Source organism: Solwaraspora sp. WMMD792, assembly GCF_029626105.1.
In the GTDB taxonomy this organism is placed as follows: Bacteria; Actinomycetota; Actinomycetes; order Mycobacteriales; family Micromonosporaceae; genus Micromonospora_E.
The window spans coordinates 5013656-5040333 of record NZ_JARUBH010000009.1; the positions used below are offsets into that span (position 1 = coordinate 5013656).

Annotated in this window: 22 protein-coding genes and 1 pseudogene; 10 read left to right on the forward strand and 13 right to left on the reverse strand. The window is 72.3% G+C overall.

Features of this window, described 5'->3' with window-relative positions:
* Window positions 1-69: 69 nt before the first annotated feature.
* Window positions 70-1540 (reverse strand): annotated as a pseudogene (locus O7629_RS23400) (dynamin family protein); the annotation flags it as partial.
* Window positions 1541-1936: 396 nt separating this feature from the next.
* Here O7629_RS23400 and O7629_RS23405 point away from each other — a divergent pair.
* The 3 genes from O7629_RS23405 to O7629_RS23415 all read left to right on the forward strand — a co-directional run bounded on the left by O7629_RS23405 (window position 1937) and on the right by O7629_RS23415 (window position 8096).
* On the forward strand, window positions 1937-4282 hold the full coding sequence (locus O7629_RS23405) for a helix-turn-helix transcriptional regulator (RefSeq protein ID WP_278171787.1): 2346 nt from the start codon (window positions 1937-1939) through the stop codon (window positions 4280-4282).
* Window positions 4283-4446: 164 nt separating this feature from the next.
* On the forward strand, window positions 4447-6099 hold the full coding sequence (locus tag O7629_RS23410) for a hypothetical protein (protein WP_278171788.1): 1653 nt from the start codon (window positions 4447-4449) through the stop codon (window positions 6097-6099).
* A gap of 176 nt (window positions 6100-6275) precedes the next feature.
* Window positions 6276-8096 (forward strand): dynamin family protein, encoded by a 1821-nt coding sequence (locus tag O7629_RS23415; protein ID WP_278171789.1) that lies wholly within the window; start codon window positions 6276-6278, stop codon window positions 8094-8096.
* Between the two features lie 72 nt (window positions 8097-8168).
* Here O7629_RS23415 and O7629_RS23420 read toward each other — a convergent pair whose 3' ends face one another.
* The 3 genes from O7629_RS23420 to O7629_RS23430 all read right to left on the reverse strand — a co-directional run bounded on the left by O7629_RS23420 (window position 8169) and on the right by O7629_RS23430 (window position 12711).
* Window positions 8169-8852 (reverse strand): hypothetical protein, encoded by a 684-nt coding sequence (locus O7629_RS23420; RefSeq protein ID WP_278171790.1) that lies wholly within the window; start codon window positions 8850-8852, stop codon window positions 8169-8171.
* Window positions 8853-8926: 74 nt separating this feature from the next.
* Window positions 8927-9829: an ABC transporter permease subunit gene (locus O7629_RS23425; RefSeq protein WP_278171792.1), complete on the reverse strand. Its 903-nt coding sequence runs from the start codon at window positions 9827-9829 to the stop codon at window positions 8927-8929.
* Complete coding sequence (locus tag O7629_RS23430) at window positions 9829-12711, reverse strand: alpha/beta fold hydrolase (RefSeq protein WP_278171794.1); 2883 nt, start codon at window positions 12709-12711, stop codon at window positions 9829-9831. Before O7629_RS23430 ends, O7629_RS23425 begins: the two co-directional genes overlap by 1 nt.
* A 75-nt stretch (window positions 12712-12786) precedes the next feature.
* Here O7629_RS23430 and O7629_RS23435 point away from each other — a divergent pair, with 75 nt between their 5' ends.
* Complete coding sequence (locus O7629_RS23435) at window positions 12787-15027, forward strand: AAA family ATPase (protein WP_278171795.1); 2241 nt, start codon at window positions 12787-12789, stop codon at window positions 15025-15027.
* Window positions 15028-15059: 32 nt separating this feature from the next.
* Here O7629_RS23435 and O7629_RS23440 read toward each other — a convergent pair whose 3' ends face one another.
* Entirely contained in the window at window positions 15060-15581 is a 522-nt protein-coding gene (locus tag O7629_RS23440; RefSeq protein ID WP_278174654.1) for a GNAT family protein, read from the reverse strand.
* Window positions 15582-15785: 204 nt separating this feature from the next.
* Complete coding sequence (locus O7629_RS23445) at window positions 15786-16652, reverse strand: hypothetical protein (protein WP_278171796.1); 867 nt, start codon at window positions 16650-16652, stop codon at window positions 15786-15788.
* 160 nt (window positions 16653-16812) lie between these two features.
* Here O7629_RS23445 and O7629_RS23450 point away from each other — a divergent pair, with 160 nt between their 5' ends.
* Complete coding sequence (locus O7629_RS23450; protein WP_278171798.1) at window positions 16813-17025, forward strand: hypothetical protein; 213 nt, start codon at window positions 16813-16815, stop codon at window positions 17023-17025.
* Between the two features lie 51 nt (window positions 17026-17076).
* Here O7629_RS23450 and O7629_RS23455 read toward each other — a convergent pair whose 3' ends face one another.
* The 4 genes from O7629_RS23455 to O7629_RS23470 all read right to left on the reverse strand — a co-directional run bounded on the left by O7629_RS23455 (window position 17077) and on the right by O7629_RS23470 (window position 20423).
* Window positions 17077-17484: a DUF3263 domain-containing protein gene (locus O7629_RS23455; RefSeq protein WP_278171800.1), complete on the reverse strand. Its 408-nt coding sequence runs from the start codon at window positions 17482-17484 to the stop codon at window positions 17077-17079.
* Window positions 17485-17573: 89 nt separating this feature from the next.
* Complete coding sequence (locus O7629_RS23460) at window positions 17574-18584, reverse strand: ABC transporter permease subunit (protein WP_278171802.1); 1011 nt, start codon at window positions 18582-18584, stop codon at window positions 17574-17576.
* Entirely contained in the window at window positions 18581-19492 is a 912-nt protein-coding gene (locus tag O7629_RS23465; RefSeq protein ID WP_278174655.1) for an ATP-binding cassette domain-containing protein, read from the reverse strand. The genes O7629_RS23460 and O7629_RS23465 overlap by 4 nt, the downstream gene beginning before the upstream one ends.
* A gap of 145 nt (window positions 19493-19637) precedes the next feature.
* Window positions 19638-20423, reverse strand: a complete 786-nt coding sequence (locus O7629_RS23470) for a DeoR/GlpR family DNA-binding transcription regulator (RefSeq protein WP_278171804.1) — start codon at window positions 20421-20423, stop codon at window positions 19638-19640.
* 236 nt (window positions 20424-20659) lie between these two features.
* Here O7629_RS23470 and O7629_RS23475 point away from each other — a divergent pair, with 236 nt between their 5' ends.
* The 3 genes from O7629_RS23475 to nagA are packed head-to-tail and all read left to right on the forward strand — an operon-like array spanning window position 20660 to window position 23738.
* The gene (locus O7629_RS23475; protein WP_278171806.1) at window positions 20660-21592 is read left to right on the forward strand and encodes a sugar isomerase; all 933 of its coding nucleotides are present in this window, start codon (window positions 20660-20662) and stop codon (window positions 21590-21592) included.
* Window positions 21589-22596 carry an ROK family protein gene (locus tag O7629_RS23480; RefSeq protein WP_278171808.1) on the forward strand — a complete coding sequence of 336 codons (1008 nt, stop codon included), beginning with the start codon at window positions 21589-21591 and terminating at the stop codon, window positions 22594-22596. Before O7629_RS23475 ends, O7629_RS23480 begins: the two co-directional genes overlap by 4 nt.
* The gene (nagA, locus tag O7629_RS23485; RefSeq protein WP_278171809.1) at window positions 22593-23738 is read left to right on the forward strand and encodes an N-acetylglucosamine-6-phosphate deacetylase; all 1146 of its coding nucleotides are present in this window, start codon (window positions 22593-22595) and stop codon (window positions 23736-23738) included. The genes O7629_RS23480 and nagA overlap by 4 nt, the downstream gene beginning before the upstream one ends.
* 7 nt (window positions 23739-23745) lie before the next feature.
* Here the strand turns inward: nagA and O7629_RS23490 are convergent, their stop codons facing one another.
* The 3 genes from O7629_RS23490 to O7629_RS23500 all read right to left on the reverse strand — a co-directional run bounded on the left by O7629_RS23490 (window position 23746) and on the right by O7629_RS23500 (window position 24696).
* Window positions 23746-24003 carry a hypothetical protein gene (locus O7629_RS23490; RefSeq protein ID WP_278171811.1) on the reverse strand — a complete coding sequence of 86 codons (258 nt, stop codon included), beginning with the start codon at window positions 24001-24003 and terminating at the stop codon, window positions 23746-23748.
* Window positions 24004-24023: 20 nt separating this feature from the next.
* Window positions 24024-24236 (reverse strand): hypothetical protein, encoded by a 213-nt coding sequence (locus O7629_RS23495; protein ID WP_278171813.1) that lies wholly within the window; start codon window positions 24234-24236, stop codon window positions 24024-24026.
* A 136-nt stretch (window positions 24237-24372) separates the two neighbouring features.
* Window positions 24373-24696, reverse strand: a complete 324-nt coding sequence (locus O7629_RS23500) for a hypothetical protein (RefSeq protein ID WP_278171815.1) — start codon at window positions 24694-24696, stop codon at window positions 24373-24375.
* A gap of 310 nt (window positions 24697-25006) precedes the next feature.
* On the opposite strand from O7629_RS23500, the gene O7629_RS23505 reads away from it, so the two are divergent.
* Both O7629_RS23505 and O7629_RS23510 read left to right on the forward strand, forming a co-directional pair.
* The gene (locus O7629_RS23505; RefSeq protein ID WP_278171816.1) at window positions 25007-25864 is read left to right on the forward strand and encodes a helix-turn-helix transcriptional regulator; all 858 of its coding nucleotides are present in this window, start codon (window positions 25007-25009) and stop codon (window positions 25862-25864) included.
* Window positions 25861-26070, forward strand: a complete 210-nt coding sequence (locus O7629_RS23510; protein WP_278171818.1) for a DUF397 domain-containing protein — start codon at window positions 25861-25863, stop codon at window positions 26068-26070. The genes O7629_RS23505 and O7629_RS23510 overlap by 4 nt, the downstream gene beginning before the upstream one ends.
* Window positions 26071-26678 lie beyond the last annotated feature (608 nt).

Sequence of the window (26678 nt, forward strand, 5' to 3'; positions counted from 1 at the left end):
AAAACGGTAGTGGTACGAGGCGAACGTCCGGTGGCGCCGCTGGTCCGGGTGGCTCCGGCCGGGTACGCGGTCACCGGGACCGCCGCTGGTCGGCGATGATGCCCTCGCAGGACCGGACCGCCACCCGGGCGGCCACCGCCAGCTCGTACGGGGTCATCGGGCTTTCGGCGCGCCGCTGCCAGCGGCCCAACGCCTCGACCGCGCTCTCGGTCACCTCGGCGGTGGTCGCGTCGGCCGGCAGCCGCAGCCGCTGGTGCGCCGCCGCGCCGGAACCGCCGATCACCTGCTCGAGCTCGGCGACGACCGGGGCCTTGCCGGTGATCCAGCCGGCGCGCAGGCTGGACAGTACGCGCAACTCGTTGAACGGGTGCGCGGAGGCGATGATCTCCTCGACCGCGCCGGCCACCTGCTCACTGCCGGGTCGGACACAGACCCGGGTGACGTCGGAGAGCGCCAGCAGTGCCGACCGGGACTTGAGCACGTCGCGGCGCTCGAAGAACAGTGAGCCGAGGACCTCGCGCAACTGGGTGAGCCCGCTGCGCTCGGTCAACTCCTGGGAGAGTTCGGTGGCGGTGGCCGCGCCGTTGTGGCGCAGCATCGCGGCGGACAGTCGCAGGCCGAACATGCCGAGCCGGGCCAGCAGCGCTTCCCGCTCGATCGTGGTCAGCCCGAGTTCGGGCATGTTCTGCACGAACCGGTCGGCGGAGAGCAGCAGCTGCTCGGCCTGGGCCACCGGCAGTTCGGCGACCCGGCGCAGCTGGGCGACCTCCACTTCGGTCAACGTGGCGGCGGTCTCGGCGAGCAGGCCGGCGACCGGGACGACCGACTGCACCAGCCGGCGCACGTTGGCGTCGGTGCTCAGCCGTTCGGCGATCCGCCGGGCGGACGCCATCGCGTCGAGCCGGCCGACGCCGATCTCGTCGGCCCGGGAGAGGATGCCGATGGCGTTGACCGGGTTGGGCCGGGACACCTCCACGTCGTGGAAGGCCCGCAGGAAGTCGACGTCGTTGGAGTGCAGGTGACGCATCAGGTAGACGACGGCGTCGGCCGGGGTCTCCTCCTCGTCCGGGACGAGTAGGTCCCAGGCGCGCCGGGAGGTCTGCTCGGAGAGCGAACCGATGCCGGGGGTGTCGATGAGCGTCACGTTGCGCAGTGCCTGCGACGGCCAGGTGATGTCCAGTTGCGCGACGTCGTCGACGGACAGATCGCCCAGGTCGACCTCGATGGCGCCGTCCTCGCGGGTGAACCGGAGCTGGCGTGGCTCGCCCTCGGTGGGCGTCGCCAGCACCCGGTAGGTATGTCCGTCCTGGTACCAGGTGACGATCCGGGTGCACTCCCCGGCGTCGGTCGGGGCCAGCCGGTCACCGACCAGCGCGTTGAGCAAGGTGGACTTGCCCGCTTTGACCCGACCGGCGATCGCCACCCGCAGCGGCTCGTCGAGCCGGTCGCGGACGGCGCTGAGCCGCCGCTCGTACGCGGTGCCCCGGTAGACCTCGACGGCGTGGCCGAGCACGCTGCGGGTCCGGTCGATCAGACTCATCCGGTCACCGCCGGTGACCGTCGTCCGGGCATACGGAAACAGAACAACTCGGACTCCACATTTGTCACACCGCTACTTTCTAGTCCGCCGGGGATGTGTCGTGTTGTCTCGCTCGTCGGAGTCGGCCATCGGTATCGGACCGACCCACGGATCCACCCGGGCAACCCTGTCGATCAACGAGTTGCTGACCGGCTGAACAGCCCAGCCGGGAGGCACAGCACAGCTGACCAAGCGCACGTTCGGCGGCCGGCGGAACGCACGTACGGGATACGGCACACTCAGCGCCCAGGTCGGGCCGAGAGTACACGGTACACGCGTACGGGGTCAGGCCATGCGTCGGCCTGCGGAGCCGTCCGTACACTGCCTCACTGACGCGGGCAAGGAGGAGCTGCACCGGTGACTGTCGTGGTAGGTGTGGACGGTTCCGGGCGAACGCGGCGGCTGGGTGAGATCGCCACGGCCGCCGGCCGACCGGCCGTACGCGTGACGCCCGCAACAACCGACGACCTGCAGGTTCTTCTCAATCAGGCCCGAGCTGACGACGCCCTGGTCCTGGTCGACGACGCACACCACCTGGACCCGGCAACCTTACGGTCACTGACCGTGGCCGCTCGCGGCGGGGTGTCGATGGCGATCGCCCGACGTCCCACGATCACCGGTCCGGAACTCGCCGATCTGGACGAGGCGGTCTCCGGACAGGGCCCGGTCGAGCAACTCGGCCCGCTCGCACCAGCCGCCCTGGCCGAACTGGCCAAGGAGGTCCTCGGCCGACCGGCCACATCGGAGCAGTTGGCGGCGCTCCAGGTCGCCTCCGCCGGGCTGGCCGCCGTCGCCGTCGCGGTCGCCGCCGATCCGTCCGGTACGCCGCCGGCGCTGGTCGCCCGGCTACAGCGTCGATTCGCCGCCGCCGGACATGACGTCGTCGGACGCGGTGTCGCCGGGCTGGCCGCGGTCCTGGCTCTCGGCCTGGATCTGGCCGACGACGTGGTCTGCGCCGCGACCAGCCTGGACCCGGCTGAGGCGGCCGCCACGATGCGGTCGCTGCGCGACGAGGGGTTGCTAACCCCCGACGGGGAACGGATGATTCCGGCGATCGCCCGCGCCGTGCTGTTCGACCTGCCTCCGTCGGAGCGCCGTCGACTGCACGAGACCGTGGCCACGGCACTGCTGGCCACCGGTGCCGATCCGGTCCGCGCGGCCGGACAGCTACGCGCCGCGCGGGCCCGGACCCCGACCGCCGCCGACGTCTACCGGCAGGCCGGCGACCGGTTGCGGTTCACCGACCCGGGCAGCGCCCTGACCTGGTACGACGACGCGCTGGACGCTGGCGCCGATCCGTCCACCGTGGCTGCCGGGCGGGCCGAGGCGGCCACCCTGCTGGGGGTGCCGGTCGACCTGGACGGCCCGGCGGCGGCAGCGGCCGACACCGGCCGGATCGCCCTGGTCGCCGGGGCGGCGGCGGCGTACGACGGCCGCGCCGGCCGCGCGGCGGAGGCGTTGCTGGGCGCCGACGCCCCCGGCCCGGTCCTCGCGGTACCGGCCCTGGTGGTCACCGGTCAGCTGGCCACCGCACGGACGGCGGCGACCGGATCGGCTCCGCAGCCGGTACGGCGGCTGGCCGACGCCGCGCTGGCGATGACGGATCCGGCGGCGGCGCTGCCGTTGCTGATCGAGGCCGCCGAGAGTTTCGAAAAGGCGCCGCCCCCGGTCGCCGTACCGGATCTGCCGCACGCGGTCGGGGCGCTGGTCGCGGTGGTTGCCGGCGACTCCGCTACCGCCGAGCATCTGCTGGAGCGGGCGTCGACCAGCGGGGCCGGTGGTCCCGTCGCACTGGACCGGCACCGGACGTTGCTGGCCTGGGTCCGAATGCGCACCGGCCGGTACGACTCGGCCGTCGCCGAACTGCGCCGGCTGTCCGGCGCCATGCTGCCCGGCCGTGAACGGCTGACCTACGCCGGCCTCACCGCCGGGATCGCCCGCCGCAGCGGGGACATCGCCCAGCTGCGGGCGGCCTGGTCCGTCGCCGAGCCGGTGCTGGCCCGGCGGGCCGTGGACCTGTCCCAGCTGGAAGTGGTCGAGGAGCTGCTGGTCGCCGCCGCCCGGCTGCGCCACCACCAGCGGATCGCACCGGTCCTGGCCGACCTGGCCGGCATCATCGACCAGCTGGGTCGACCGACCGCGTGGGCGGTGTCGCTGAGCTGGATCCGGTTGCAGATCGCGGTCGTGGGTGAGGACCCGGCGGCGGCTGCGGCAGCGGCCGACGAGCTGGGTTCGCTCGGCCCGGACGGATTCCGGCAACAGGCGCAGTGCGCGGCCGCCGGCCGGTGGGCCGCCGTACTCGCCGGCGAGGTCGACCCGGACGCGGTGTTGGCGGACGCCGCCGAGCTGGCCGCCGCCGAGCTGCCCTGGGAGTCGTCCAGACTGATCGGTCAGGCAGCGGTCCGTACCACCGACGCGTCGGCCGCCCGCCGGCTCCTGGAACGGGCCCGGGAACTGTCCCGGATGGACCCGGCGCCGGACGAGTCGCAGCCGGGGGCCTCGCACGGTGGCCTGTCGGACCGGGAGGTCGAGGTCGCCCGGCTGGTGCTGGCCGGCCGGACCCACCGGGAGATCGGGACGCAACTCTTCCTGTCCCCCAAGACGGTCGAGCACCATGTGGCCCGGATCCGCGGCAAGTTGGGGGTTACCACCCGGGCCGAGATGGTCGCTACGCTGCGAAGTCTGCTCCCCGAGGAGTCCTGACTTGTCGGTTAGCTGACCTGAGCTTGGTGGCACCCCCCTAGACCCCCGAACCTGGCAGGGGGGAAGCCCCGATGCGAGGGGCGGGCGTCGACCCGCAGTCTTGTACCTGTCCGGCCGATCGGGACGGACCAGAACCCCTACGAACCACGAATTCAGGAGACATCATGGCCGCGGTAGAAGTCACCCCGTTGATCGTCGAGAAGGTCAAGGCGCTGTTCGAGAAGGTCTTCAGCAGCGAAGAGGAGACCGCCAAGTTCCTGGCCGACCCGGAGGGCGCGTTCGCCGCCAACGGGATCGAAGCGGAGACGCTCAACGAGCTCGACGTCGACCAGATCGTCAACGAGGCGGCGTTCGGCAGCAGCGAGGGCCCGTCCGGTGGGGGCGGCTTCGCCGGTGGGGGCGGCTTCGCTGGCGGGGGGCCCGGTGGAGGCGGCAGCGGCGGGGGCTTCGCTGGCGGGGGGGCCGGTGGAGGTGCCGGAGGGGGCGGCGGCTTCGCCGGAGGGGGCGGCGGCGCCGGTGGGGGCTTCGGTGCCGGCGCCGCCGCCAACGTGCCGCCGCCGCAGGTGGTGCAGCAGGTGACCGAGGTGACGCAGAACTTCACCAACCAGAACTTCATCGACAACTCGCAGACCTTCACCGACAACTCCACGGAGATCGACAACTCGGTCGACCTGGACGTGGACGGCCCGGTGCTCGGCGACATCGACGTCGACTCCGAGAACCTCAACCAGACCGGGGACGGCAACGTCGCCAACACCGGTGACGGGGACGTCAACGCGGCCACCGGCGACGGAGCCGTGGCGCAGCAGGGCGACGGCGACCAGGTCGCCGCGACCGGCGGGTCGGTGGCGGCCGGCGGCGACGCGTTCGGCGTCACCGGCGACAACTCGTCGCTGGAGTTCGTCGACGGCGACAAGGTGACCGCCGGCGACGGCGCGGTGGTCGGCACCGGCGACGGCGACGTGCTCGGCGCGACCGGCGACGGCGCGTTCCTCGGCAACTCGGAGTCCGGCGACGTGGTCGGCAACACCGGCGACAACGCCGTCACCGCGGGCGACGACATCGACGGGGTGGTCAACACCGGCACCAACTCCGGCGTGATCGCCGACGGTGACGTCGACCGGACGGTGCTGGGCGACAACACCGGCATCGTCGCCGACGACGTGGACAAGGCCGTGGTCGGCGACAACAACCAGGCCGCCCAGTTCGACATCGACGCCAGCGGGGCGGCCGGCGGCGACGCCAGCGGCACCGGCGGCGACGGCGGCCGGGGCGGCAACGCCAGCGCCGACGGCGGCAACGCCGGCGACGGCGGGACCGGGGCCGGCGTCGGGGCCGGGGTCGGCGTCGGGCTGCGCGGCAAGGGCGAGGGCAAGGGCGAGGGCGAGGGTGAGGGCGGCGACGGCGGCGACGGCGGCCGGGGCGGCAACGCCACCGGTGGCAGCGGTGCCGGTGGCAGCGGCACCGGCGGCGACGCCAGCGGCGGTGCCGGCGGCGAGGTCGGGCCGATCAACATCAACTTCGGGGGCGGCAGCCAGCAGAACACCACCGACTCGAAGATCGAGGACTCGTCGCTGGCCTCCGGGGGCAACTCGGCCAGCACCCAGGACTCGTTCAACGACCAGTCCACCAACGACTCGTTCAACGACCAGTCGACCGACAACTCGGTGAACACCGACGACTCGTTCAACCAGGAGGACTCGTTCAACACCGAGGACTCCTTCAACACCGAGGACTCGTTCACCACCGACGACTCGTTCAACAACAACAACACCGCCGAGGCGGACACCACTCCGGACCCGACTCTCGGGGCGTGACCGGACAACCACAGAGCGGGCCGGACGTCGCACGGCGTCCGGCCCGGTGAGCGCCAACATGGCGTGGCAGGTCCGGCCGGGGCCTGCCACGCCATGTTGGCGCTCGCACCGTTTTGCCGCTGACCACCGCCCGCTGACCACCGCCCGCTGACACCAACCTCGATCGAGGAGCGACGTTGACCGCGAAAACGACACCCCCTGACGCTGACGGCACGCTGCAACGGGCGACACAGATCGTCGATCTCGCGGTACGCGCCTGCGAGGCGTACGACCGCCCCGACCTCGGTGGCCGGCTGGCCACCATCCGGCACACCCTGTCCGACCCGGTGGTGCACGTCGTGGTCGTCGGCGAGTTCAAGCAGGGCAAGAGCTCGCTGGTCAACGCGCTGGTCGGGACGAAGATCTGCCCGGTCGACGACGACGTGGCCACCGTCCTGCCGACCTACATCCGGCACGGACCGCAGCCATCGGCGCAACTGCTGTTCAGCGACGACCCCGCCCGGCGGGAGCCGCTGCCCATCGACCAGGTGCAGGACGTGGTGCTGGAACGGGCCACCGGCGACGCCACCCCGCCCGGAATCGCCGGGGTGGAGGTCCGGCTGCCGCGCAACATCCTGTCGAACGGCCTCGTCATGGTCGACACCCCAGGTGTCGGCGGTCTGGGCTCGGTCCACGCTGCGGCCAGTCTGGCCGCAGCGTCAATGGCCGACGCGCTGCTGTTCGTCACCGACGCCGCCCAGGAGTTGACCCGCAGCGAGCTGGACTTCCTGCGGCAGGCCCACGAGGTGTGCCCGACGGTGGTGTGCGTGATCACCAAGACGGACTTCTACCCCCACTGGCGGAAGATCCGCGACCTGGACGAGGGCCACCTGCGCCGCGAGGTCGAGATGCCGATCATCCCGGTGTCGTCCGCGCTGCGGCTGCGGGCCGTCGCCGGCAACGACAAGGAACTCAACGCCGAGTCCGGGTTCCCGGATCTGGTCAAGTTCGTGACGCAGCGGGTGGCCGGTGGCGCGGCGACCCGGGTCGCCGCACAGGCCGCCGCGTCGGTCGTCGGCATCTGCGAGCAGATGGAGAACCAGTTCAAGGCCGAGCACGCCGCGCTCGCCGACCCGGAGGCCGCCGCCACGGTGGTGGCCGAGCTCAACGCGGTGAAGCAGCGGGTCGAGTCGCTCAAGGCGGCTGCGGCGAAGTGGCAGCAGACGCTGAGCGACGGGATCTCCGACCTCAACGCCGACGTCGACTACGACCTGCGCGGCCGGCTCCGGCGCATCCTCGAGGAGGCCGACGCCGCGATCGAGGAGATCGACCCCGCTGACGCCTGGGACGAGACCGAACGCTGGCTGCAGGCCAGGGTGTCCAACGAACTGCTGGCCAACTACATGATGCTGCGTGACCGGGCGATGAGCCTGAGCGACGACGTGGCCCTGCACTTCCAGGAGGCCGCCGGCGAGGTGCTGCGCCACGTCGCGATCCCCGACCCGGTTCCGTTGGTCGGCACCGCACAGGTGGACCACAAGATCGAGCTGGCCAAGATGAAGCTCGGCAAGCAGGCGATGGTGGCGCTCAAGAGCGCCTACGGCGGCGCGCTCATGTTCGTCATGCTCGGTTCGTTGACCGGGATCGCGCTCGGCCCGATCGGTATCGGAATCGGGCTGGTGATGGGCCGCAAGGGCCTGCGCGAGGAGAAGAAGCGGCAACGCGTCAACCGACAGAACCAGGCGAAGAACGCCGTCCGGCGGTACTGCGACGAGGTCAGTTTCGTGATGACCAAGGACTCCCGGGACACGCTGCGCCGGATTCAGCGCCAGCTCCGCGACCACTACAGCGCGCTGGCCGAGGAGTTGTCCCGGTCGAACGCCAAGGCGCTGTCCGCCGCGTCGGAGGCCGCTCAGCGAACCAAGGCGGAACGGGAGAGCCGGCTCCGCGACCTGACCGCTGAGCTGGACCGGCTGCGCCAGCTGCGCGAGCACGCCACCGCGATCGTCGGCGCCTGACTTCGCATCGGACCCGCCGGACATCGCAGAAGTATCCACGCCGGCTCGGCCGGGTCGGCCACACCGATCCGGTCAGCCGGCCCCGAGGTCGTCGATCTCCGCGGCACCGTCCACCCCGGCGGTGCCCTCGGAGATCGGCGGCATCGCCCACGGGTCACCGGACGGTAGCGGACCGTCCAGGAGATCCGCCGCGTCCGGTTGGCCGTCGTGGCTGGCCGGTTCGGCGTCGTCCCCGGTCGGGCCGGCCGGGGACGGCTCGACCGTTGCCGGCTCACGATCGTCGATGGTCGGGCCGTCGCCGCGCCCGAACGCCGCGTCGATCTCCGGGCCGGCCGCGAAACCCGGGTCGTCGAACCCGGGGGTATCGAACCCGGAGGTGTCGAACCCTGGACCGTCCGGCGGCGCGGTGTCGAGCCCGGGATCGTCAAGGTCCGGGCCGTCGAACGCCGGATCATCCGGCATCGCAGCGTCGAACGCCGGGGCCGGAGCCGTGGCGAGCAGGTCGAGCGGCGAGGCCAGATCATCCGGTACGGTGCCGTCGCCGCCGACCTGGCTGTGCGCCGTGACGAACGGGGCCAGATGCTCGGCCACCTCAGCCGGGGCGGTGTCCGCGTAGCTGACCACGGCCTGCGCCAGCAACTCCGGGGGAAGGTCCGCGTAGCCGTTGGCATCGAGCACGGCGGCGACGTCGCTGTGGGCTGCGGCGTCGCCGGGCAGCCCAGCGAAGATCTCGTGCAGGGATCGCGCCGGTGCCATGTAACCACTGTAAGAAGAGCACCACCCGGACCGGCAAGGGGGACATCCCCGCACCGCCCCCTAACCTGAGACGGTCAGGACGTCACGTCCTTGCGGGTGAACCGCCAGAACGTCAACGACAGGAAGACCGTGGCGTACGCCAGCGCCGACACGCAGCCGCGTACCACGTCGTCGGTCTGCATCGGGGTCGACAGCAGCCCCAGCCAGGCGGTGCTGAAATGGGTCGGCAGGAAGTCGCGCAGCACGCCCAGCGCGGTGATCTGGTCCAGGATGCTGGACAGGATCCACAGCAGCACCGCACCGCCGACCGCGCCGAGCGCCGCGTCGGTCGACACCGACAGCAGGAACGCCAGCGACGCCACGATCAGCAGCACCACCGCCAGGTAGCCGAGGATGCCGAGCAGCCGCAGCGTGCCCTCCCCGGCCGGGATTTCGGCGGCCACCGTCGAACGCAGCGGCGACCAGCCGTACCGCAGGGTGCCGACCAGCAGCGCGGTCGCGGCCAGGACCAGGATCGACAACCCGGAGTACGCCAACGCGGCGGCCAGCTTCACCGCCAGCAGCCGGGCCCGGGGCACCGGCACGGCCAGCAGGTAGCGCAGACTCCCCCAACTCGCTTCGCTGGCCACCGTGTCGCCGCAGAACAACGCCACCGCCACCACCAGCAGAAATGTCGACGACACGAAGATGGTGAACAGGGCGAAGTTCAACCCGCCGGTGGTGGCCAGCTCGACCAGGCTGGCGAACTCGCCACCGCCGTTGTCGTCGTCGCCGTCGTCGAACTCGAAGGCGATCAGCACGATCAACGGCAGCAGCACCATGAAGCCCAGGGTCAGCTGGGTGCGGCGGCGGGCCGCCTGGCGGCGTACCTCGGCCCAGAACGGCAAGGTGGCGCGGGCCCGGTAGCCGGCGGCGGCGCCGGACTGGTCGACCGGCCGGTCCGGCTGTCGCACGTCCGGTGATTCGACGGTAGCCATCAGCGGTCCCCGCTTCCCCGTGAGTTCTCGCCGACCAGGGCGAGGAAGGCGTCCTCCAGCCGACGGCGGGGCACCACCCGGTCCACCGCCACCCCGGCCCGGACCAGCTCCGCGACCACCTCGCTGCGCGGCGTACCGTCGACGTCGACGATCAGCCCGCCGTTGTCGGCGGCGACGGTACGCACCCCGGCCAGCCGGTTCAGCACCGCTTCGGCGGCGGTCACGTCGGAGACGTCGAACTGCACGCTCGGCGAATCCCCGACGATGTCGTCGACCGGCCCGGCGGCCACGATCCGGCCCTTGTTGACCACCACCGCGTGGGTGCAGGTCTGCTCGACCTCGGCGAGCAGATGGCTGGAGACCAGCACCGCCCGCCCGCCGGTGGCGTACCGCTTGAGCACCCGGCGCATCTCGGCGATCTGCGGCGGGTCCAGCCCGTCGGTCGGTTCGTCGAGCACCAGCAGCTCCGGCAGCCCGAGCATGGCCTGGGCGATGGCCAGCCGTTGGCGCATCCCGTGGCTGTAGTTGCGGATCCTGCGGTGGACCGAATCCCCCAGCCCGGCGATCGCCAACGCCTCGTCGAAGTGCGCGTCGGCCGCCGGGCGTCCGGTGGCCCGCCAGTACGCCCGCAGGTTGTCGATGCCGGACAGGTGCGGCAGGAACCCGGGCCCTTCGACGAGTGACCCGATCCGCGACAGCACCGGCGCACCGGGCACCAGCCGGTGGCCGAAGACCAGGATCTCGCCACGGGTCGGCTGGGTCAGCCCCATCAGCACCCGCAGGGTGGTGGTCTTGCCCGCCCCGTTCGGCCCGAGCAGGCCGACGACCTGGCCGCGTTCGACGGTGAAGTCGACCCGCTCGACCGCGACGAACCCGTCCGCGTACTCCTTGCGCAGGTCCCGCACGACCAGCGGGGTCTGCGCGTGCGCGGCGTCGACGGTGTGGTCGGTGCGCCGCTGCCGCAGCCGCACCACGGCGAGGACCACGACCAGTCCGACGACGATCGCGGCGACCAGCCCGGCGAGCACCCAGCGCCACAGCGCCGCCGAGGTGGCGATCGGTTCACCGGCCACCTGTGGCAGGGCGACCGGCGCGCCGTCGGTGCCGGCGGCGTCGGTGCCCGCCCCGCCGATGCCGGAGCCGACCGCCACCGTGTAGACGGTCGGCTCGACCGGGGTGGCGTACGCCTGGTCCGAGGTGGCGACCACGATCCGCAGCCGGTTGCCGGCCTCGAACCGGTGCACGATCGCCGGCAGGGTCACCTCGACCGGTTGCGCCTGCGCGATGTCGGCCGGCAGGCCGGTCAGCCGTACCGGCGCGACCAGCCCACCGGGCAGGCTCATCGCACCGTCCGGGTCGACGTCGTACAGCTTGACGAACAGCACCGCCTCGCCGGTCGCCGACGCGGCCCGGACGGTCACCGTCGGCGCGCCGACCACGTCGACCGGCTCGGCCAGCGGCGCCGAGTCGAAGTGGCTGTGCTGGCCGGGCAGTTCGCTGACCAGACCACCGGCCACGCCACCGAGCGCACCGGCCAGCCCGCCGGCCATCGGCAGCGAGGAGAGCGCCGCCGGGTTGCCGGCCGGTGGGTTGACGATCAACTGCGGCGGACCGTCGACGGTGACCGTCGTCGTTGCCGTGCCGGCGGTGCCGGGGTAGTCGGTGATCCGGTAGCCGGTGGCGACCAGTCCCCGGTCCATCGCGTCGAAGCCGGCGATCCGCGACCAGGTGAAGCTGCCGCCCGGGGCCTCGCCGTCCCCGGCGACGTGGTGGTCCAGCCACTGCGCGGTGAGGAACTTCACCCGGTCCTGGTCGGTCTGCGGACCGCTGCCGCCGTCGTGGCCGCCGGTGTACCAGGCGACCCGCACCGGGGTGCCGTTCGCGGCGATGCCCCGGGCGTTGGCGTCGGCCTGGGCGAGCGGGAACAGCGTGTCCGCCGTGCCCTGGATCAGCAGCGTCGGCGCGGTGATCCGGTCCAGCACCCGGGCCGGGCTGGACCGCTGCAGCAACGCCACCGCCGCCGGGTCCCCCCGGCCGGTGGTGGCGATCCGCAGGTACGCGGCGCACACGTCGGCGGCGAACCGCCCGCACTGCGGGTCGAGCCCACCCGGATCGGACGGCGTCGCCGGCCCGTCGGCACCGGTCGGTGCCCCCGGGCCGGCCGGGTCGGCCGGCATTCCCAACCCGCCGGCGGGTGCCCCGGCGCTGCCGAAGAACAGCCCGGCCCAGCCCTTCTTGAACACCCCGTCGACCGGGTCGCCGCCGGTCGACTCCGGCAGGAACGCACCGGCCAGGTCGTTCCAGGTGATCATCGGCACGATCGCGTCGACCCGGTCGTCGGCTGCGGCCAGCAGCAGCGCCAACGCGCCGCCGTACGAGCCGCCCACCACCCCGACCTGCGGGTCCCCGGCAGCGTCGGTACGCACCTCCGGGCGCTGCGCCAGCCAGTCGAGCAGCCGGGCGGCGTCGCGCACCTCGTGGTCGGGGCTGTTCAGGTGGATCTGCCCGCCGCTGGCACCGAACCCGCGCGCCGAGTACGCCAGCACCGCGTACCCGAGAGTGGCCAACTCCTCGGCGTCGCCGGCAACCGACTGCTTGGACCCGCCGAAGCCGTGGGCGAGCAGCACCGCCGGCACCGGATCGGCCGCCGAGGCCGTCTCCGGCAGGTAGAACGTGGTGTCCAGGTCGACCGGCTGGGCACCGTCCGGGCCGGAGCGGACCGTGAGCCGCTGCTCGGTCACCGTGTACGGCACCGACTCGGGCCAGACCGCCCAGGTGACCACGCCGGCGACCAGGGCAAGCGCGAGCAGCCCGCCGGTCAGCCGCCGCTGGTTCGACCCGGGCAGGACCCGACGCAGCCGCGTGGACAAGGGAGTCGGCATGCGCCACACGGTACGGCCACCGCCCGCCGGCCGGCTGTGAACCCTCTCAGCTGTGGCGGTGGATAGGCTCGGCGGGTGGCCGACCCCGAACTGACCCTGACCGCGAGCCTGCGGCCCGCCGCGTTGGACGCCCGCCGGGGCATCGTCCGACTGCACCCGGAGGTGCTGGCCGCGCTCGGCGTCACCGCCGGCACGCCGGTGCGGCTGACCGGGCGACGCAGCACCGCCGGGGTCGCGGCCCGCGCCGAGGCCGGCGCCAGCCGCGCCCTGCTGTACGCCGACGACCTGACCCTGGGCAACCTCGGTGTCCGCGACGGCGGTCAGGTGACCGTGGCCCCGGCACCGGAGACAGCCGCCCGCCGGCTGACCCTGGACGGACCGGTCGAGATCGTCGCGGTGGTCAGCCCGGAGATGCTGCGGCTGGCCCTGCTCGGCAAGGTGGTCACCGCCGGTGACGACGTGTCGCTGCTGCCGCAGGACGTCTTCTCCGACTCGGCGCACCGCGGCCTGATGGAGGCGGCCCGGCGCAGTCTCGCCAACGTCGTCGGGTACGCCTGGACCAGCACCCTGCTGACGGTCACCGACGCCGAGCCGGCCGACCCGGCCCGGACCGGGGACCCGGTGCTGGTCACGATGGACACCGTGGTGGCCTGGCGGCACGGGCCGGCCACCCACGGGTCGTCCGGGGAGGAGGTCCGCCCGGCCGGGCCGGTGTCGCCGGCACCGGCACCGGACTTCGTCGACGAGCCGGCACCCAACCTGGACGACCTGCCCGGCCTGCGGGCCCAGGCACACGAGTTGACCGAACTGCTCGACCTCGGCTTCCACCATCGGGAGGTACTGGACCGGCTGGGCACCACCGTGTCGCTCGGCGTACTGCTCAGCGGGCCGGCCGGGTCCGGCAAGTCGGCGCTGGTCCGTGCGGTCGCCGCCGACCTGGACGCCCGGGTGGAGACGCTCTGGGCACCGGAGCTCGCCGCGCTCACCAACGACGCTGCGGCGCGGCGGCTGCGGCGGGCCGCCGAGTCGGTACGCCGTGGTGACGCCGCGGTGCTGCTGATCGCCGACGTCGACGCGATCGCGCCCCGCGACGAGCCGGGTCCGTTGTCGACCGTGTTCCGGCAGCTGCTGGCCGAGACGGTGGCCGCCGGGGCGGCGGTGGTCTGCACCACCAGCCACCCGGAGGCGCTGGACCCCGGGTTGCGCGGCCCGGACCTGCTCGCCGTGCAGGTCGCGGTGCCGCTGCCGGACGCCGCGATGCGTCGGGAACAGCTGGCCGTGCTGACCCGGGGCATGCCGCTGGAGGACGACGTCCGGCTCGACGACGTCGCCGGGCGTACCCCCGGATTCGTCGCCGCCGACCTGGCCGCGCTGGCCCGCGAAGCTGGCGTACGGGCGGCGCTGCGGCAGAAGTCGGCGGAGACGCCGATGGTGGCCGCCGCCGACTTCGAAGCCGCGCTGGAGGTGGTCCGGCCCACCTCGATGGCGACGTCCACGCTGGAGCTGGCGCGGGTGACGCTGGACGACGTCGGCGACATGGCCGAGGTCAAGCAGATGCTGACCGAATCGGTGCTCTGGCCGTTGACCTACCCGGACACCTTCGCCCGGTTGGGTGTGCAGCCGCCGCGCGGGGTGCTGCTCTACGGTCCGCCGGGCTGCGGAAAGACGTTCCTGGTGACCGCGCTGGCCGGCACCGGCAAGGCGAACGTGCTGTCGGTCAAGGGCGCCGAGCTGCTGTCGAAGTGGGTCGGGGAGAGCGAACGGGCGGTCCGCGAACTGTTCCGCCGGGCCCGCGAGGCGGCACCGACCCTGGTGTTCCTGGACGAAGTGGACGCCCTGGCCCCGGTGCGTGGCCAGGCGTCCGACGGCGGCACCACCGACCGGGTGGTGGCCGCGCTGCTCACCGAGCTGGACGGGGTCGAGGCGCTGCGCAACGTCGTGGTGATCGGTGCGACGAACCGGCCGGACCTGGTCGACCCGGCGCTGCTGCGGCCGGGCCGGCTGGAGCGACTGGTGTACGTACCGCCGCCGGACGGTGCCGCGCGCACCGAGATCCTCAAGGCGGCGGCGAAGTCGGTGCCGCTCGCCGACGACGTGGACCTGACCGAGCTCGCCGGGTCGTTGGACGGCTTCTCAGCGGCGGACTGCGCCGCGCTGGTCCGTGAGTCGGCACTGGCCGCGATGCGGGAGTCGTTGGAGGCGTCGTCGGTGACCGCCGCGCACGTGGCGGCGGCCCGGGATCGGATCCGGCCGTCGCTGGACCCGGCCCAGGTGGCTTGGCTGGCCGCGTACGCCGAACAGCAGTCCGCCCGGTAGGGACGGTCGCACCCACCTGTCGGCGCGCTGGATCAGCCCGCCAGGTCGGTGGTGAACGCCTCGTCCAGCCAGAACCGGGCGTGCACCTGGCCCTGCTCGACCCCGATGATCGCGCCGCACCGGCGCAGCAGGTTGATCGCCGACCGGTTGGCCGGTGTGGTCCGGGCAATGACCAGGTGGGCGCCGAGCCGGACCGCTTCGTCCAGCACCGCGCGCAGTGCGGCGGAGCCGACCCCCCGCCCGCGGGCGGACCGGCCGAGCCAGATGCCGGTCTCCACGACGGAAGGGGTGTCGAGCCGGCTGAGCCGGATGCCGCCGACCACGTCCCCGCCGATGGTGATCGCGTAGACGATGGTGCCGGCGGGCCCGAACTGCCCGCCGCCGAAGTGGGACCGGTAGAACGTACGAAAGGCGTCCCGGCGGGCGGCGGTCCAACCGGCCGGGCCGGGCACCGGCGGCATCACCTCACCCGGCTCGGCTTCGGCCACGGCGGCGGAGAGCAACGGCTCCAACAGGTCGTCGCTCATCGGGGTCAACCGCACGTCGTGCCGCACGGCGGTAGTCTCCCAGGCCGGTGCCGACTCCGCCTTACTCATTCCGCACCTCCCGTCTACCCAGCTACCGGCCCCTGGGACGGATATTTGCTCAGTTCCGGCGCTGCCGAAACGGCCTTCGGGACACCGGTCACCCGTCGGCCGGCGGCCCCGATCCAGCCCGCCAGCTGTTGTCCCAGCTCAGTACGCATCGACCGGACCGGATCAGCCGGTATCGAACAGGCAAAATATCGCCGTGGCGTCGTCGTGCCGCTTGTGACCGGTCGACCGATCCGGCTCGGCGTTCTCGGCGGCCCGTACCTGGCGGATCAACTCGGCCGACCCGGCCTCGGCGAGCAGCTCCATCAGCTGCGGCCAGCCGTACAGCCCGAACCGTTCGACGGCCCGCGACGCCCCGTCGCTGAGCAACGCCGCCCGGGTGATCCGGCCCGGTCCGGTCAGCGGCAGGGTGCCGCAGAGCGCCCGGTCGGCCGCGGCCGGGTCGGCGGCGGCCACCCAGTAGCCGTCCGGCTGGTTCATCCACTGCCGCTGCCACCGTACGGCCCGGCGGTATCTGTGCTGTGGGTCGTCGGTGGCCGGCGGATCGTGCTGACCGCGCAGCCTGGCCATGGTGTCGGCCAACCGGTTGTCGGCCACCACACCGACCTGCCCGGCCGCTTCGAAGACCAGTGGACTGTCACACAGCACCAGATAGTCCAGGTGTCCACCGGACCGGCGCAGCAGGCACACCGTGGCCGACGGGGTGCCCGGGTGGTCCACGTCGCAGGTGGCCGCGTGGTCGTCGCGGACCGCCCGGATCGCCTCGGCGAGCAACCCGGCCAGCGGCGCGGCCGGCGTTGCGGCGCTGGCCAGCCCGAGCCGGGCGGCGAGCCGGCGTACGTACCAGGCCGGCCCATGGCTGCAGCCGGTGTCGAAGCCGGCGGGCGCGGTGGCGCCGTCCAGCACGCCGACCAGGTCTCCGTACTGCAGGATCTGGTCCTCGTTGTCCGATTGTCCGGGCGCGGCGACCGAGCAGGCGTCGACCCGCATCGTCGGCAGGCCGGCCGGCAGGGCCGACGCCCGGCTCGTCACCGCCGGCACCGGAGTCGGTCGGGAATCACCCTGAGCATCTCTCACCAACTCTCGGAATCCGGTCCGTCACCGACGGTAGCTTGACCGGTAGGTGGGTGTCGAGGATCGCGGGCCGCGCGGCGCACGTGACACCGGCGCCCGGGACACAGGGGGACCACAGATGTTGCGTCAACTGCACGAGAAGGGCCTGCGGGCCGAACACATGTACGCCGCCGGCATCGCCAGCATCGGGATCTCGTTCACCAGCTGGGTGCTGTCCAAGCGGTTCGAGGCGGCGGGCGTCGACCGGGCCGACCGGTGGGGCATCTTCATCGGCGAGTGGGCGCCGACGTTCATCGCGCTCGGCAACGGGCTCAAAATGTACGAGAAGTAGACCGACCCGCGCCGACGGGCCGATCCGACCGGCCCGCCCCGGCGGACCGGCTCAGCCGCGCCGGGCCCGCGACCTGGCGGCCCGCAACCGGCGGAGCCGGGCCACCAGCACCGGTTCGACGGCCAGCGCGGCCGGGTTGTCCAGCAACTGGTTGAGCAGCTGGTAGTAGCGGGTGGCGGAAAGACCGAAGGTGTCCCGGATCGACTGTTCCTTGGCGCCAGCGTGTTTCCACCACTGCCGTTCGAAGTCGAGGATCCGCTGCTCACGCTCGGTCAGCCCGGTCGTGGCCGGACCGGCGGCAGCCGTACCGCTGACAGTGTCGGCGGCGACCGGCTCGGTGCCGGCGTCGTCGTACCCGTCGACGTCGGCTGGCTCGGTGCGTTGCCGGGGAACGCCGGCCGTCGTCCGGGGGACCGACCCGGCGCCCGGTCCGGTCCGGGGTTCGTCAGCAGCCGGCACCTCACCAGGGTAATCGCCCACCCGGCGGGTACGCATCCGCCGGTTTGCGCGGATCCGGCGTGTCGGCCGGCGGACGCCGGCACCCCGACTCAGCTGACGTCGCGCCGCCGCACCGTCCACGCCGCGACGCCCGACACCAGCAGCACCACCGCCGCCATCAGCACGCCGGTGTGTATCCAGGTCAGTTCGATGGTCGGCGGTACGCAGCCAGGCTGCCCGGCACAGGTCTGCCAGTCGGTCAGCTCGACCGACGAGTCCATCCAGGCGATCCAGTACATCGGCAGCAGCCACGCCTCCGGGTAGGTCGCGTCGGTCACGTCGGCGAGGAAACTCAACCCGGACTGGCCCAGCACCAGTACGGCGAGGACACCGCCGAGCGCCAACGCGGTGTGCCGGCCGATCGCGGCCAGCCCGAAGCCGACCGCAGCGGCCGCGACGACCAGCACCACCACCCGCAGCTCGGTCAACGCGACGGACCGCCAGGCGGCTGCGGTCATCTCGGCGGTCGAGCCGCGCCACACGGCGGTGGCCCAGTGCGCCGCCGTCCACAGCAGCACGGCGGGCACCGTGACCGCCAGTGCGCCGGTCAGCAGCGCGGCCAACTTGGTGAACAGGACGCGCAGCCGCCGGGGCCGCCACAGCAGCAGGTTCATCATCCCGCCGGAGGTCCACTCGGCGCCGATGAACGACGCCCCGGCCGCGAAGAAGACCAGGGTCGTCAGGGTGGCGAAGATGTACAGGGTGGTCGGGAACTCACGGTGGAAGGTGAACGTCGCCGGCAGGTACGGCTCGGCCGGGTACATGCCCCGGGTCGGTGCCACGATGTCGGCGCAATTCGGTGGGAACCGGTTCGGATCGGCGGCGCCGCCGGTCTGGCTGCGCTCACACTCGGCCCGCCACTGCTCGGCCCATTCGACCCCGGCCCGGTACTCGGCCTCGGCGGTGCGCTCGGCTTCGGCGAACGCCGCCGGGCCGATCTTCTGGTTGCCGAGGAACGTCCCGACGGCGATCGCGACCAGCACCAGCAGCGCGGCGGCCACCAGGTAGCGGACGAAGCGCCGTTTGCCGAGGCGGCGCAGCTCGGCCCGGTACAGGTTCATCGCCCGGCTCCCGTCTGGTCAGCGGCAACCGTCTGGTCGACGTCGACGTCGACGTCGGCGTCGGCGTCGGCGTCGGCCGTCAGCTGGAGGAAGACACTTTCCAAATCGGCGGTGACCGGGGTCAGTTCGCTGACGTACAGGCCGGCGGCGGCGAGCGTGCGGGTCACCCGGGCCGGCTGGTCGACCCCGTGCACCAGCAGGTGGTCGGCGTGCCGGGTGACGGTGACCGGTGGGCCGTCGGCGGTGGTGAGGGCCGTCTCGGCGGCCGGCAGGTCGGCAGCGGCTTCCAGGCGTACCCGCAGACCGCCGCCGGAGTGCGCGGCCAGCACCTCGGCGACCGGACCGGCAGTGACCCGGCGGCCCCGCGAAATGATCGTCACCGAGTCGCAGATCACCTGGATTTCGCCGAGGATGTGGCTGGACAGCACCACAGTGGTACCGGCGGCGACCAGGTCACGCATCAGGGTGCGCATCTCCCGGATGCCGGCCGGGTCGAGGCCATTGGCCGGCTCGTCGAGGATCAGCAGTGCCGGTTCCTTGAGCAGCGCCGACGCGACGGCCAGTCGTTGACGCATACCGAGTGAGTAGGTGCGGACCCGCTCGCCGGCCCGGTCGGCGAGTCCGACGAGGTCCAGCACCGCCGGTACCCGGTGCGGTGCCAGACCACCGGCCTGGGCGAGCAGCGACAGGGTGTCCCGGGCGGTGAAGTGCGGGAAGAACTGTGGACTCTCCACGATGGCGCCGACCCGGCCGATCACCGCCGGCAACTGCTGCGGGACCGGCTGGCCGAGGATCGCCATCCGGCCGCCGTTCGGCGCGACCAGGCCGAGCAGGGTACGCAGCGTGGTGGTCTTGCCGGATCCGTTCGGGCCGAGGAAGCCGTGCACCTGGCCGGCCTCGACCCGCATGTCGAAGCCGTCGACGGCGTGTCGGACCCCACGCCGACGACTGCGGTACGTCTTACGCAGCCCGGATATCTCCAGTACGGCCGTCATCCGCCGCCTCCCGCGTACCCGCCGTCAGGACAAGGGCACACCATACGGGACCGAAGGCTCAGGCGGTGACCACCGTCACGCCGAGTTCACGGAAGGCGGCGACCGTGCCGGGCTCGGCGCCGGAGTCGGTGATCAGGGTCTCCACCCGGTCGATCGGGCAGATCCGGGCGAAGGCGTGTCCGCCCAGCTTCGACCCGTCGGCGATGATCACCACCCGCTTGGCGCGGGCCACCATCAGCGCGTTCATCGACGCTTCGCCTTCGTGGTGGGCGGCGGCGCCGAGCTGCGGGTCGATCGCGTCGACGCCGAGCAGCGCGACGTCCAGGGTGACCTCCCGCAGCAGTGCGCCGCCGAGCGGCCCGACCAGTTCGAACGACTGCGGGCGGACCACCCCGCCGGCGACGACGATCTTCATCCGGGAACGGACCAGCAGCTCGTTGGCGATGTTCAGCGCGTTGGTGACCACGGTCAGCTGGGCGCCGTCCGCGCTGGTGTTCAGATCCGGGCGTACGGCGAGCGCGCGGGCCACCTCGGTGGTGGTGGTGCCGCCGTTGAGTCCGACGACCATGCCGGGTTCGACGAGTGCGGCGGCGGCCGTTCCGATGCGCTGTTTCTCGGCCGAGTGCTTGGCGGTCTTGTAACGCAGCGGCAGGTCGTAGGAGACGCCGTTGGCGACCGCGCCGCCCCGGGTGCGGGTGATCATCTGTTGCTGGGCGAGCTGGTCGAAGTCGCGGCGAATGGTGGCCTGGGAGACGTCGAGGCGGGTAGCGGCGTCCTCGACGGTGATCCGGCCGCTGTCGGTGAGCAGTTCCAGCAGCGCGTTCCAGCGTGCGTACCGATCCATGCCGCCCCCTTCCCGCGCCTGCTTGCTTACCGCGCATCACTGCGCGGATGGTGACCAGTTTGCTGCACACTAATGCGCGAAACGCCCGCCAGGCAAAACCTCCTGCTGCGCGATCCTGCCCCGGTACACCCCGGTTGTTGCCACCCGGTCACCGGTGCGCGCACAATGGCGCGCGAAAAGGTGCCAGTTCGAGCCCGAACGAGCACCACTGCTTGTGGTCAGCGAGGAGTGTCGCGATGAGCTACGTCGACGCCGAGATCGCCAGCCAGCCGGAGTGCTGGCGCCAGGCGGCCGCACAGGCCGCCGACACCCCTGCCCAGGCGCTCCCCCGCCCCGGCGAGCGGGTCGCCGTGGTCGGCTGCGGCACCTCCTGGTTCATGGCGATGGCGTACGCCGGGCTACGGGAACGCGCCGGCCACGGTGAGACCGACGCCTTCCAGGCCTCCGAGTTCCCCGCCGGCCGGCACTACGACCGGATCATCGCGATCAGCCGATCCGGCACCACCACCGAGATCACCGACCTGCTCGCCGCCGTCGGCGACCCGCAACGCACCACGGTGCTCGTCGGCGACCCCGGCTCCCCCGCCGCCCAGCTCGCCGGCCACGTCATCGCCCTGCCGTACGCCGACGAACGGTCCGTGGTGCAGACCCGCTTCGCCACCAGCGTGCTGGCGCTGCTGCGGGCCCACCTCGGCGCGGACGTCGCGGCGATCGCCGCCGACGCCGAGGTCGCCGTCCGGGCCCGGCTGCCGATCGACCCGGCGCTGATCGACCAGGCCACCTTCCTCGGCCGGGGCTGGACCGTCGGCCTGGCCCACGAAGCAGCGCTGAAGTGCCGGGAGGCCGCCGTCTTCTGGTCCGAGGCGTACCCGGCGATGGACTACCGGCACGGGCCGATCGCGATCGCCGGGCCGGGCCGGATGGTGTGGGCGTTCGGCGAGATCCCCGACCACCTGGCCGACGACGTGGCGGCGACCGGCGCGGCGTTCGTGCACAGCCGGACCAACGGCGTGTACGCCGTCCTCGACCGGTGGGCCGCCGGACGCCGCCCGCTGGACCCGATGGCCGACCTGATCCTCGCCCAGCGGTTCGCGGTGGCCCTCGCCGCCAGCCGAGGGCTCGACCCGGACAACCCGCGCCACCTGACCCGGTCGGTCGTGCTGACGTGACGCTGGCCGGCGGAGTCGACCCGACGCCGCCCGGTCCGTCCGACGAGGTTGTCATCGCGTTGGACGTCGGCGGCACCGGCATCAAGAGCGCCCTGGTCGGGCTGACCGACCGGGCGGTACGGCACACCGAGCGGCGACCGACCGCAGCGGCCCGGGGGCCGGCCGCCGTCGTCGACACCATCTGCGACCTCGCCGGGCAGCTCGCCGACACCGCCCGCGCCGACGGGCTCACCCCGGTCGCGGTCGGCGTCGCCGTACCCGGGGTCGTCGACGAGGCGGCCGGCGTCGCGGTCTGGTCGGCCAACGTCGGCTTCCGCGACGTACCGCTGCGTGACCTGGTGGCCGCCCGGGTCGGGCTGCCGACGGCGCTCGGCCACGACGTACGGGCCGGCGGGGTCGCCGAGGCCCGGATCGGCGCCGGCCGGGGCAGCCGGCACGTGCTGTTCGTGGCGATCGGCACCGGCATCGCGGCCGCCGCCGTCGTCGACGGGGCCGGCTACCCCGGCGCGCACGGCGCGGCCGGCGAACTCGGCCATGTGGTGGTCCGCCCCGACGGGCCGGCCTGCGGCTGCCGGCAGACCGGCTGCCTGGAGGCGGTCGCGTCGGCGTCGGCGATCACCCGCCGGTACGCCGACCAGACTGGCCACCGGCCCGGCGGCGCCGCCGAGGTGGCCCGGTTGGCCGCCGGCGGCGACCCGACCGCCGGCCGGATCTGGAGCGACGCGGTCGACGCGCTCGCCGACGGCCTGCTGATCGGCCAGGCGATGTTCGACCCCGAGCTGGTGGTGCTGGGCGGCGGGCTGGCCGAGGCCGGCGACCAGCTGCTCACCCCGCTGGACGCCGCCGTCCGCCGCCGGGCCACCTTCCACCGGCTGCCCCGGCTGGTCCGGGCCGCGCTCGGCGACGAGGCCGGCTGCCTCGGTGCCGCGCTGCTCGCGGCGGACCTGCTCGCGGCGGACCTGGTCGAGCGGGCCGCCGAGCCGGTCGAGCGGGCCGCCCGATGAGGGTCGAGGGCCGGCTGGTCACCCCCGACGGGGTATGCGACCACGGCCGCCTGACCGTCGACGGCGACACGATCACCGAGGTGGCCACGACCGGCGTTGGCCGGCCCGGGGGGTCGGCGTCGTCGTCAGCAGCGTCGGCGTCGGCGTCGGCGTCGGGCTGGATCGTGCCGGGCTTCGTCGACATCCACAACCACGGCGGCGGCGGACACACCTTCACCACCGGCGACCCAGACTCGGCCCGTCGGGCCGCCGCCTTCCACCTGGCCCACGGCACCACCACCCTGCTGGCCAGCCTGGTCAGCTCGCCGGTCGAGCTGATGCGCGACGCCGTCACCCGGTTCGCCCCGCTGGTCGCCGACGGCACCCTCGCTGGACTGCACTTCGAGGGCCCCTACCTGTCGGTCGTGCGGTGCGGGGCGCAGAACCCGGCGTACCTGCGCGACCCGGAGCCGGACGAACTGGCCGGGCTGCTCGACCTCGGCGCGGGCGTGATCCGGATGGTCACCCTGGCCCCGGAGCGGACCGGCGCGTTGGCCGCGATCGCCCGTCTGGTCGACGCCGGGGTGGTCGCAGCGGTCGGCCACACCGACGCCGGCTACGACCAGACCCGGGCGGCGATCGACGCTGGCGCCACCGCCGGTACGCACCTGTTCAACGGCATGCGGCCACCGCACCACCGCGAACCCGGCCCGGTGTTCGCCCTGCTCGGCGACGACCGGGTGACCTGTGAGTTGATCGCCGACGGGGTGCACCTGCACGACGGCACCCTCACCTTCGCCGCGTCGGTCGGCGGCCCCGGCCGGACCGCCCTGGTCACCGACGCGATGGCCGCCGCCGGGATGCCCGACGGCGCGTACGAACTGGGCGGGCAGGCGGTGACGGTGTCCGGCTCGGTCGCCCGGCTGGCCCGCGACGGGTCGATCGCCGGCAGCACGCTGACCATGGACGCGGCGCTGCGCCGGGCGGTCGCCGCCGGCATCGACATCGTCGACGCCGTACGGATGGCGGCCACCACCCCGGCGGCGACGATCGGCCTGGCCGGCACGGTCGGCGCGATCGCCCCCGGTCACCGGGCCGACCTGGTCGAGCTCGACGACGACCTGCGGGTACGCCGGGTGATGCGCGCCGGCGTCTGGCAGTGAGCCACGGTCACCGGCTGGTCAGAATGCTGGCGGGCGGCAGTCGATAGCCGACTTGCTGGCCGTAGGTCATCAGGGGGCGCAGGGTCGGCAGCAGAGTGGTGGTCTCCGATCGCCAGTGGTGTCCCCGGTTGTCGTCGAGTCGGCGGTGCCGGGCGGATGTCGTCTGCCGCAGCCGTAACGCGTGCAGTCGCCGGGACGCCGTAGACCGGCCGGAACGCCAGTCGAGCCACCGCAGCCACCAGTCATGCAATACGTCGATGATCACTTCTTCTCCTTCGTTAACAGTCAGGTCGCGGTACGTTTGGGAAATCGGTAGAGTCCGTGGCGCTGGACGAAGATCTCGCGTCGATCGGTGGCGTTGCCGTGGCGGTCCAGCACGTAGCCGGTGAGCCAGATCCAGCCGTCGTACGTCCATTTCCGGTCCACCGCGATCACCCGGAATCGGATGCTGCGGTCGTCCGCGAACTGGACGCTCGCCTCCCGCCCGATCAGCAGCACATCTCCTGGGCTCGGTTCCGGTGTCCGGAGCAGCCGGTCAACCAACGGGCCTACTCATCGCGGTCGTACCGATTGAGCCTGCGTCCGGTGTCGGCGCGCTTCGGCAACAGACAGATGTACCCGGAAAGCGGCGGATTCATGGGCTCAGTTCCTCTTCGAGGGTGTGGACCTGGACACCGGTGTCTTCCAGCACGCCAAGGAGGTGGTGCTGGATGACCGGGTGCGTGGAAAGGTGCGCGAGGACAGGCATGACCACGTGCCTGGCACCGGAACGGCCGATTTCCTCGATCAGTACGGCGAGGGCCGGACGGTTCAGTGTGTCGTCGCACTCATGGAAGAGCCCTGCGAAGCAGTAGCCCTCCTGCTCAGCCCAGAACTTGAGCTCGAGCTCCATCTGCCGGGTGTCCCCGTCGAGAGCATCGCGATCCACTCGCAGGTAGCCGTAGATCACCGGCTTCATCCCGTGGCTCCTCACACTCGTTGTGGCCGGGACGTCGAACGTGCGGCGCAGTCAGGGCAACGGAGCGTGTCGCCGCACACCGTGCACCAGCGTCGCGAGTGCACTTTCAGCGAGAGACCAGTACAGAACGCCACGAGTGCGGTGGCGGTGAGCGCCAGAGGTACCCACATGACGGCCTCCCGGTACGTCGGTTGTCTGCCGTGATGAGCAGACTAGGCTGTGCAATAGCTTCATGCAATGGCGTATCCCGTGCAAGTGTCCGCTACCCTGGACCGGCATGGAGACCCCAAGACCTGACACACTGGCCGGCATGGTGAAGGGCTCAGGCTCGATCCGCAGGCGACGCCTGGGGATCGAGCTGCGTGAACTCCGTACGGCCAAAGGGCTGACGCTGGACGAGGTAGCCCGTCGCTTCGACTGGTCGGTCAGCAAGGCCAGCCGGATCGAACGCGGGCTGGTCCCGGTCTCGCCTCGAGACGTGACCGATCTGGCGAAGCTCTATGGCGTCGACGACCCGGACCACATCGATGCTCTGGTCGCCATGGCCGCCGCCTCACGCCAGCGCGACTGGTGGCACAAGTACGACGACCTCCTGCCTCGCCAGTTCTCGGTCTACCTCGGCTTCGAGGGCGACGCGGAGAGCATCCACACCTACCAGAGCCTGCTGATCCCTGGTCTTCTCCAGACCGAGGCGTACGCGCGAGCGATCTTTCGCGCGGCGCAACCCGGCGAAACCGACGAGCAGATCGACCGCCGCGTCGAAGCCAGGCTGCTGCGTCAGACGATCGTCAAGGGAAAGGACGCGCCGCAGTTGTGGGCGATCCTGGACGAGGCGGCCATCCGGCGCGGCGTCGGCGGCAGAGACGTGATGCACGAGCAACTCGCCCACCTGGTCTCCACCAGCATGCAGCCGAACGTAACCATCCAGGTGGTGCCGTTCCACGCCGGTGCCTACATGTCGATGGATGGCGGTTTCATCATCCTGCGCTTCGCTGATGCTGGAGACCCCGACGTCGTCTGCGTCGACATCCGGACCCGCAGCCTCTACGTCGACGATCCCGCCGAGGTCAGGCGATATACGCTGGCGTACGAGCAGTTGCTCGCACTGGCGGCAACCCCTGACGAGTCGATCAAGCTGATCGAAGCCGCTGCGGAGGAGATGCGATGAGTCCGACGGGCACGTTCGACCACGACCGGGCGATCTGGCGCAAGAGCACCCGGAGCAACGGCAACAGCGGCGACTGCGTCGAGGTTGCCGACAACCTTCCCAGCCGCGTTCTGGTCCGGGACACCAAGAACCGCGACAGCGGCACACTGGCCTTCTCCCCATCCGCGTGGCGCTCGTTCGTCGAGCTGGCGAAGCAGCACCACTGACGATCTGACGCCTACCCGGCGGGATAGGCGACGAGCGCCGGCCCTACTTCCGCAGGGTCGGCCCTTCGACACTGCGTGACGGGATGCTCCGGCACCCAGGCACGAGCAGGGATCTTCGTCTCACGCTAGCCACTCTCGCTCAACGTAATGTGCGGCCATGCCTTCCTCCCTTTCTTCATCCAAGGTGGATGGCGGACGCGCCAGCGGCATCGACCCCGGCGTGCCGCCGACGCTTACCACCGCAGCCCAGGAAGGCCGCGTCGAGCGCCCTGACGACCGCCTTGTCGCTGACCCAGTCAAGTTGATCGGCGAGCGATCATGATTCGCTGCCGAGCCAGATGCGTCGACTCTCGGGCCGGTCGCGAATCGCTGTTCGACGCAAAGGAGGCCGCATGCCGCTGCACCGGAGCTCCTTCAATCCGGCCAGGAGGTACTCAGCTCATCGGCAGTCAGGACCGGCTCGGCGGTAGCTCCGTCAGGGATCTCCAAACCACTGCGTGGCCCGACGGACTGCCGTTCTAGTCGTTCTTCGGCTCCGGGTCCTTCGACATCGTCACCTGCTCGCCCATGATGCCCACGTACAACTTCACAACAGACCTCCTGTCCAG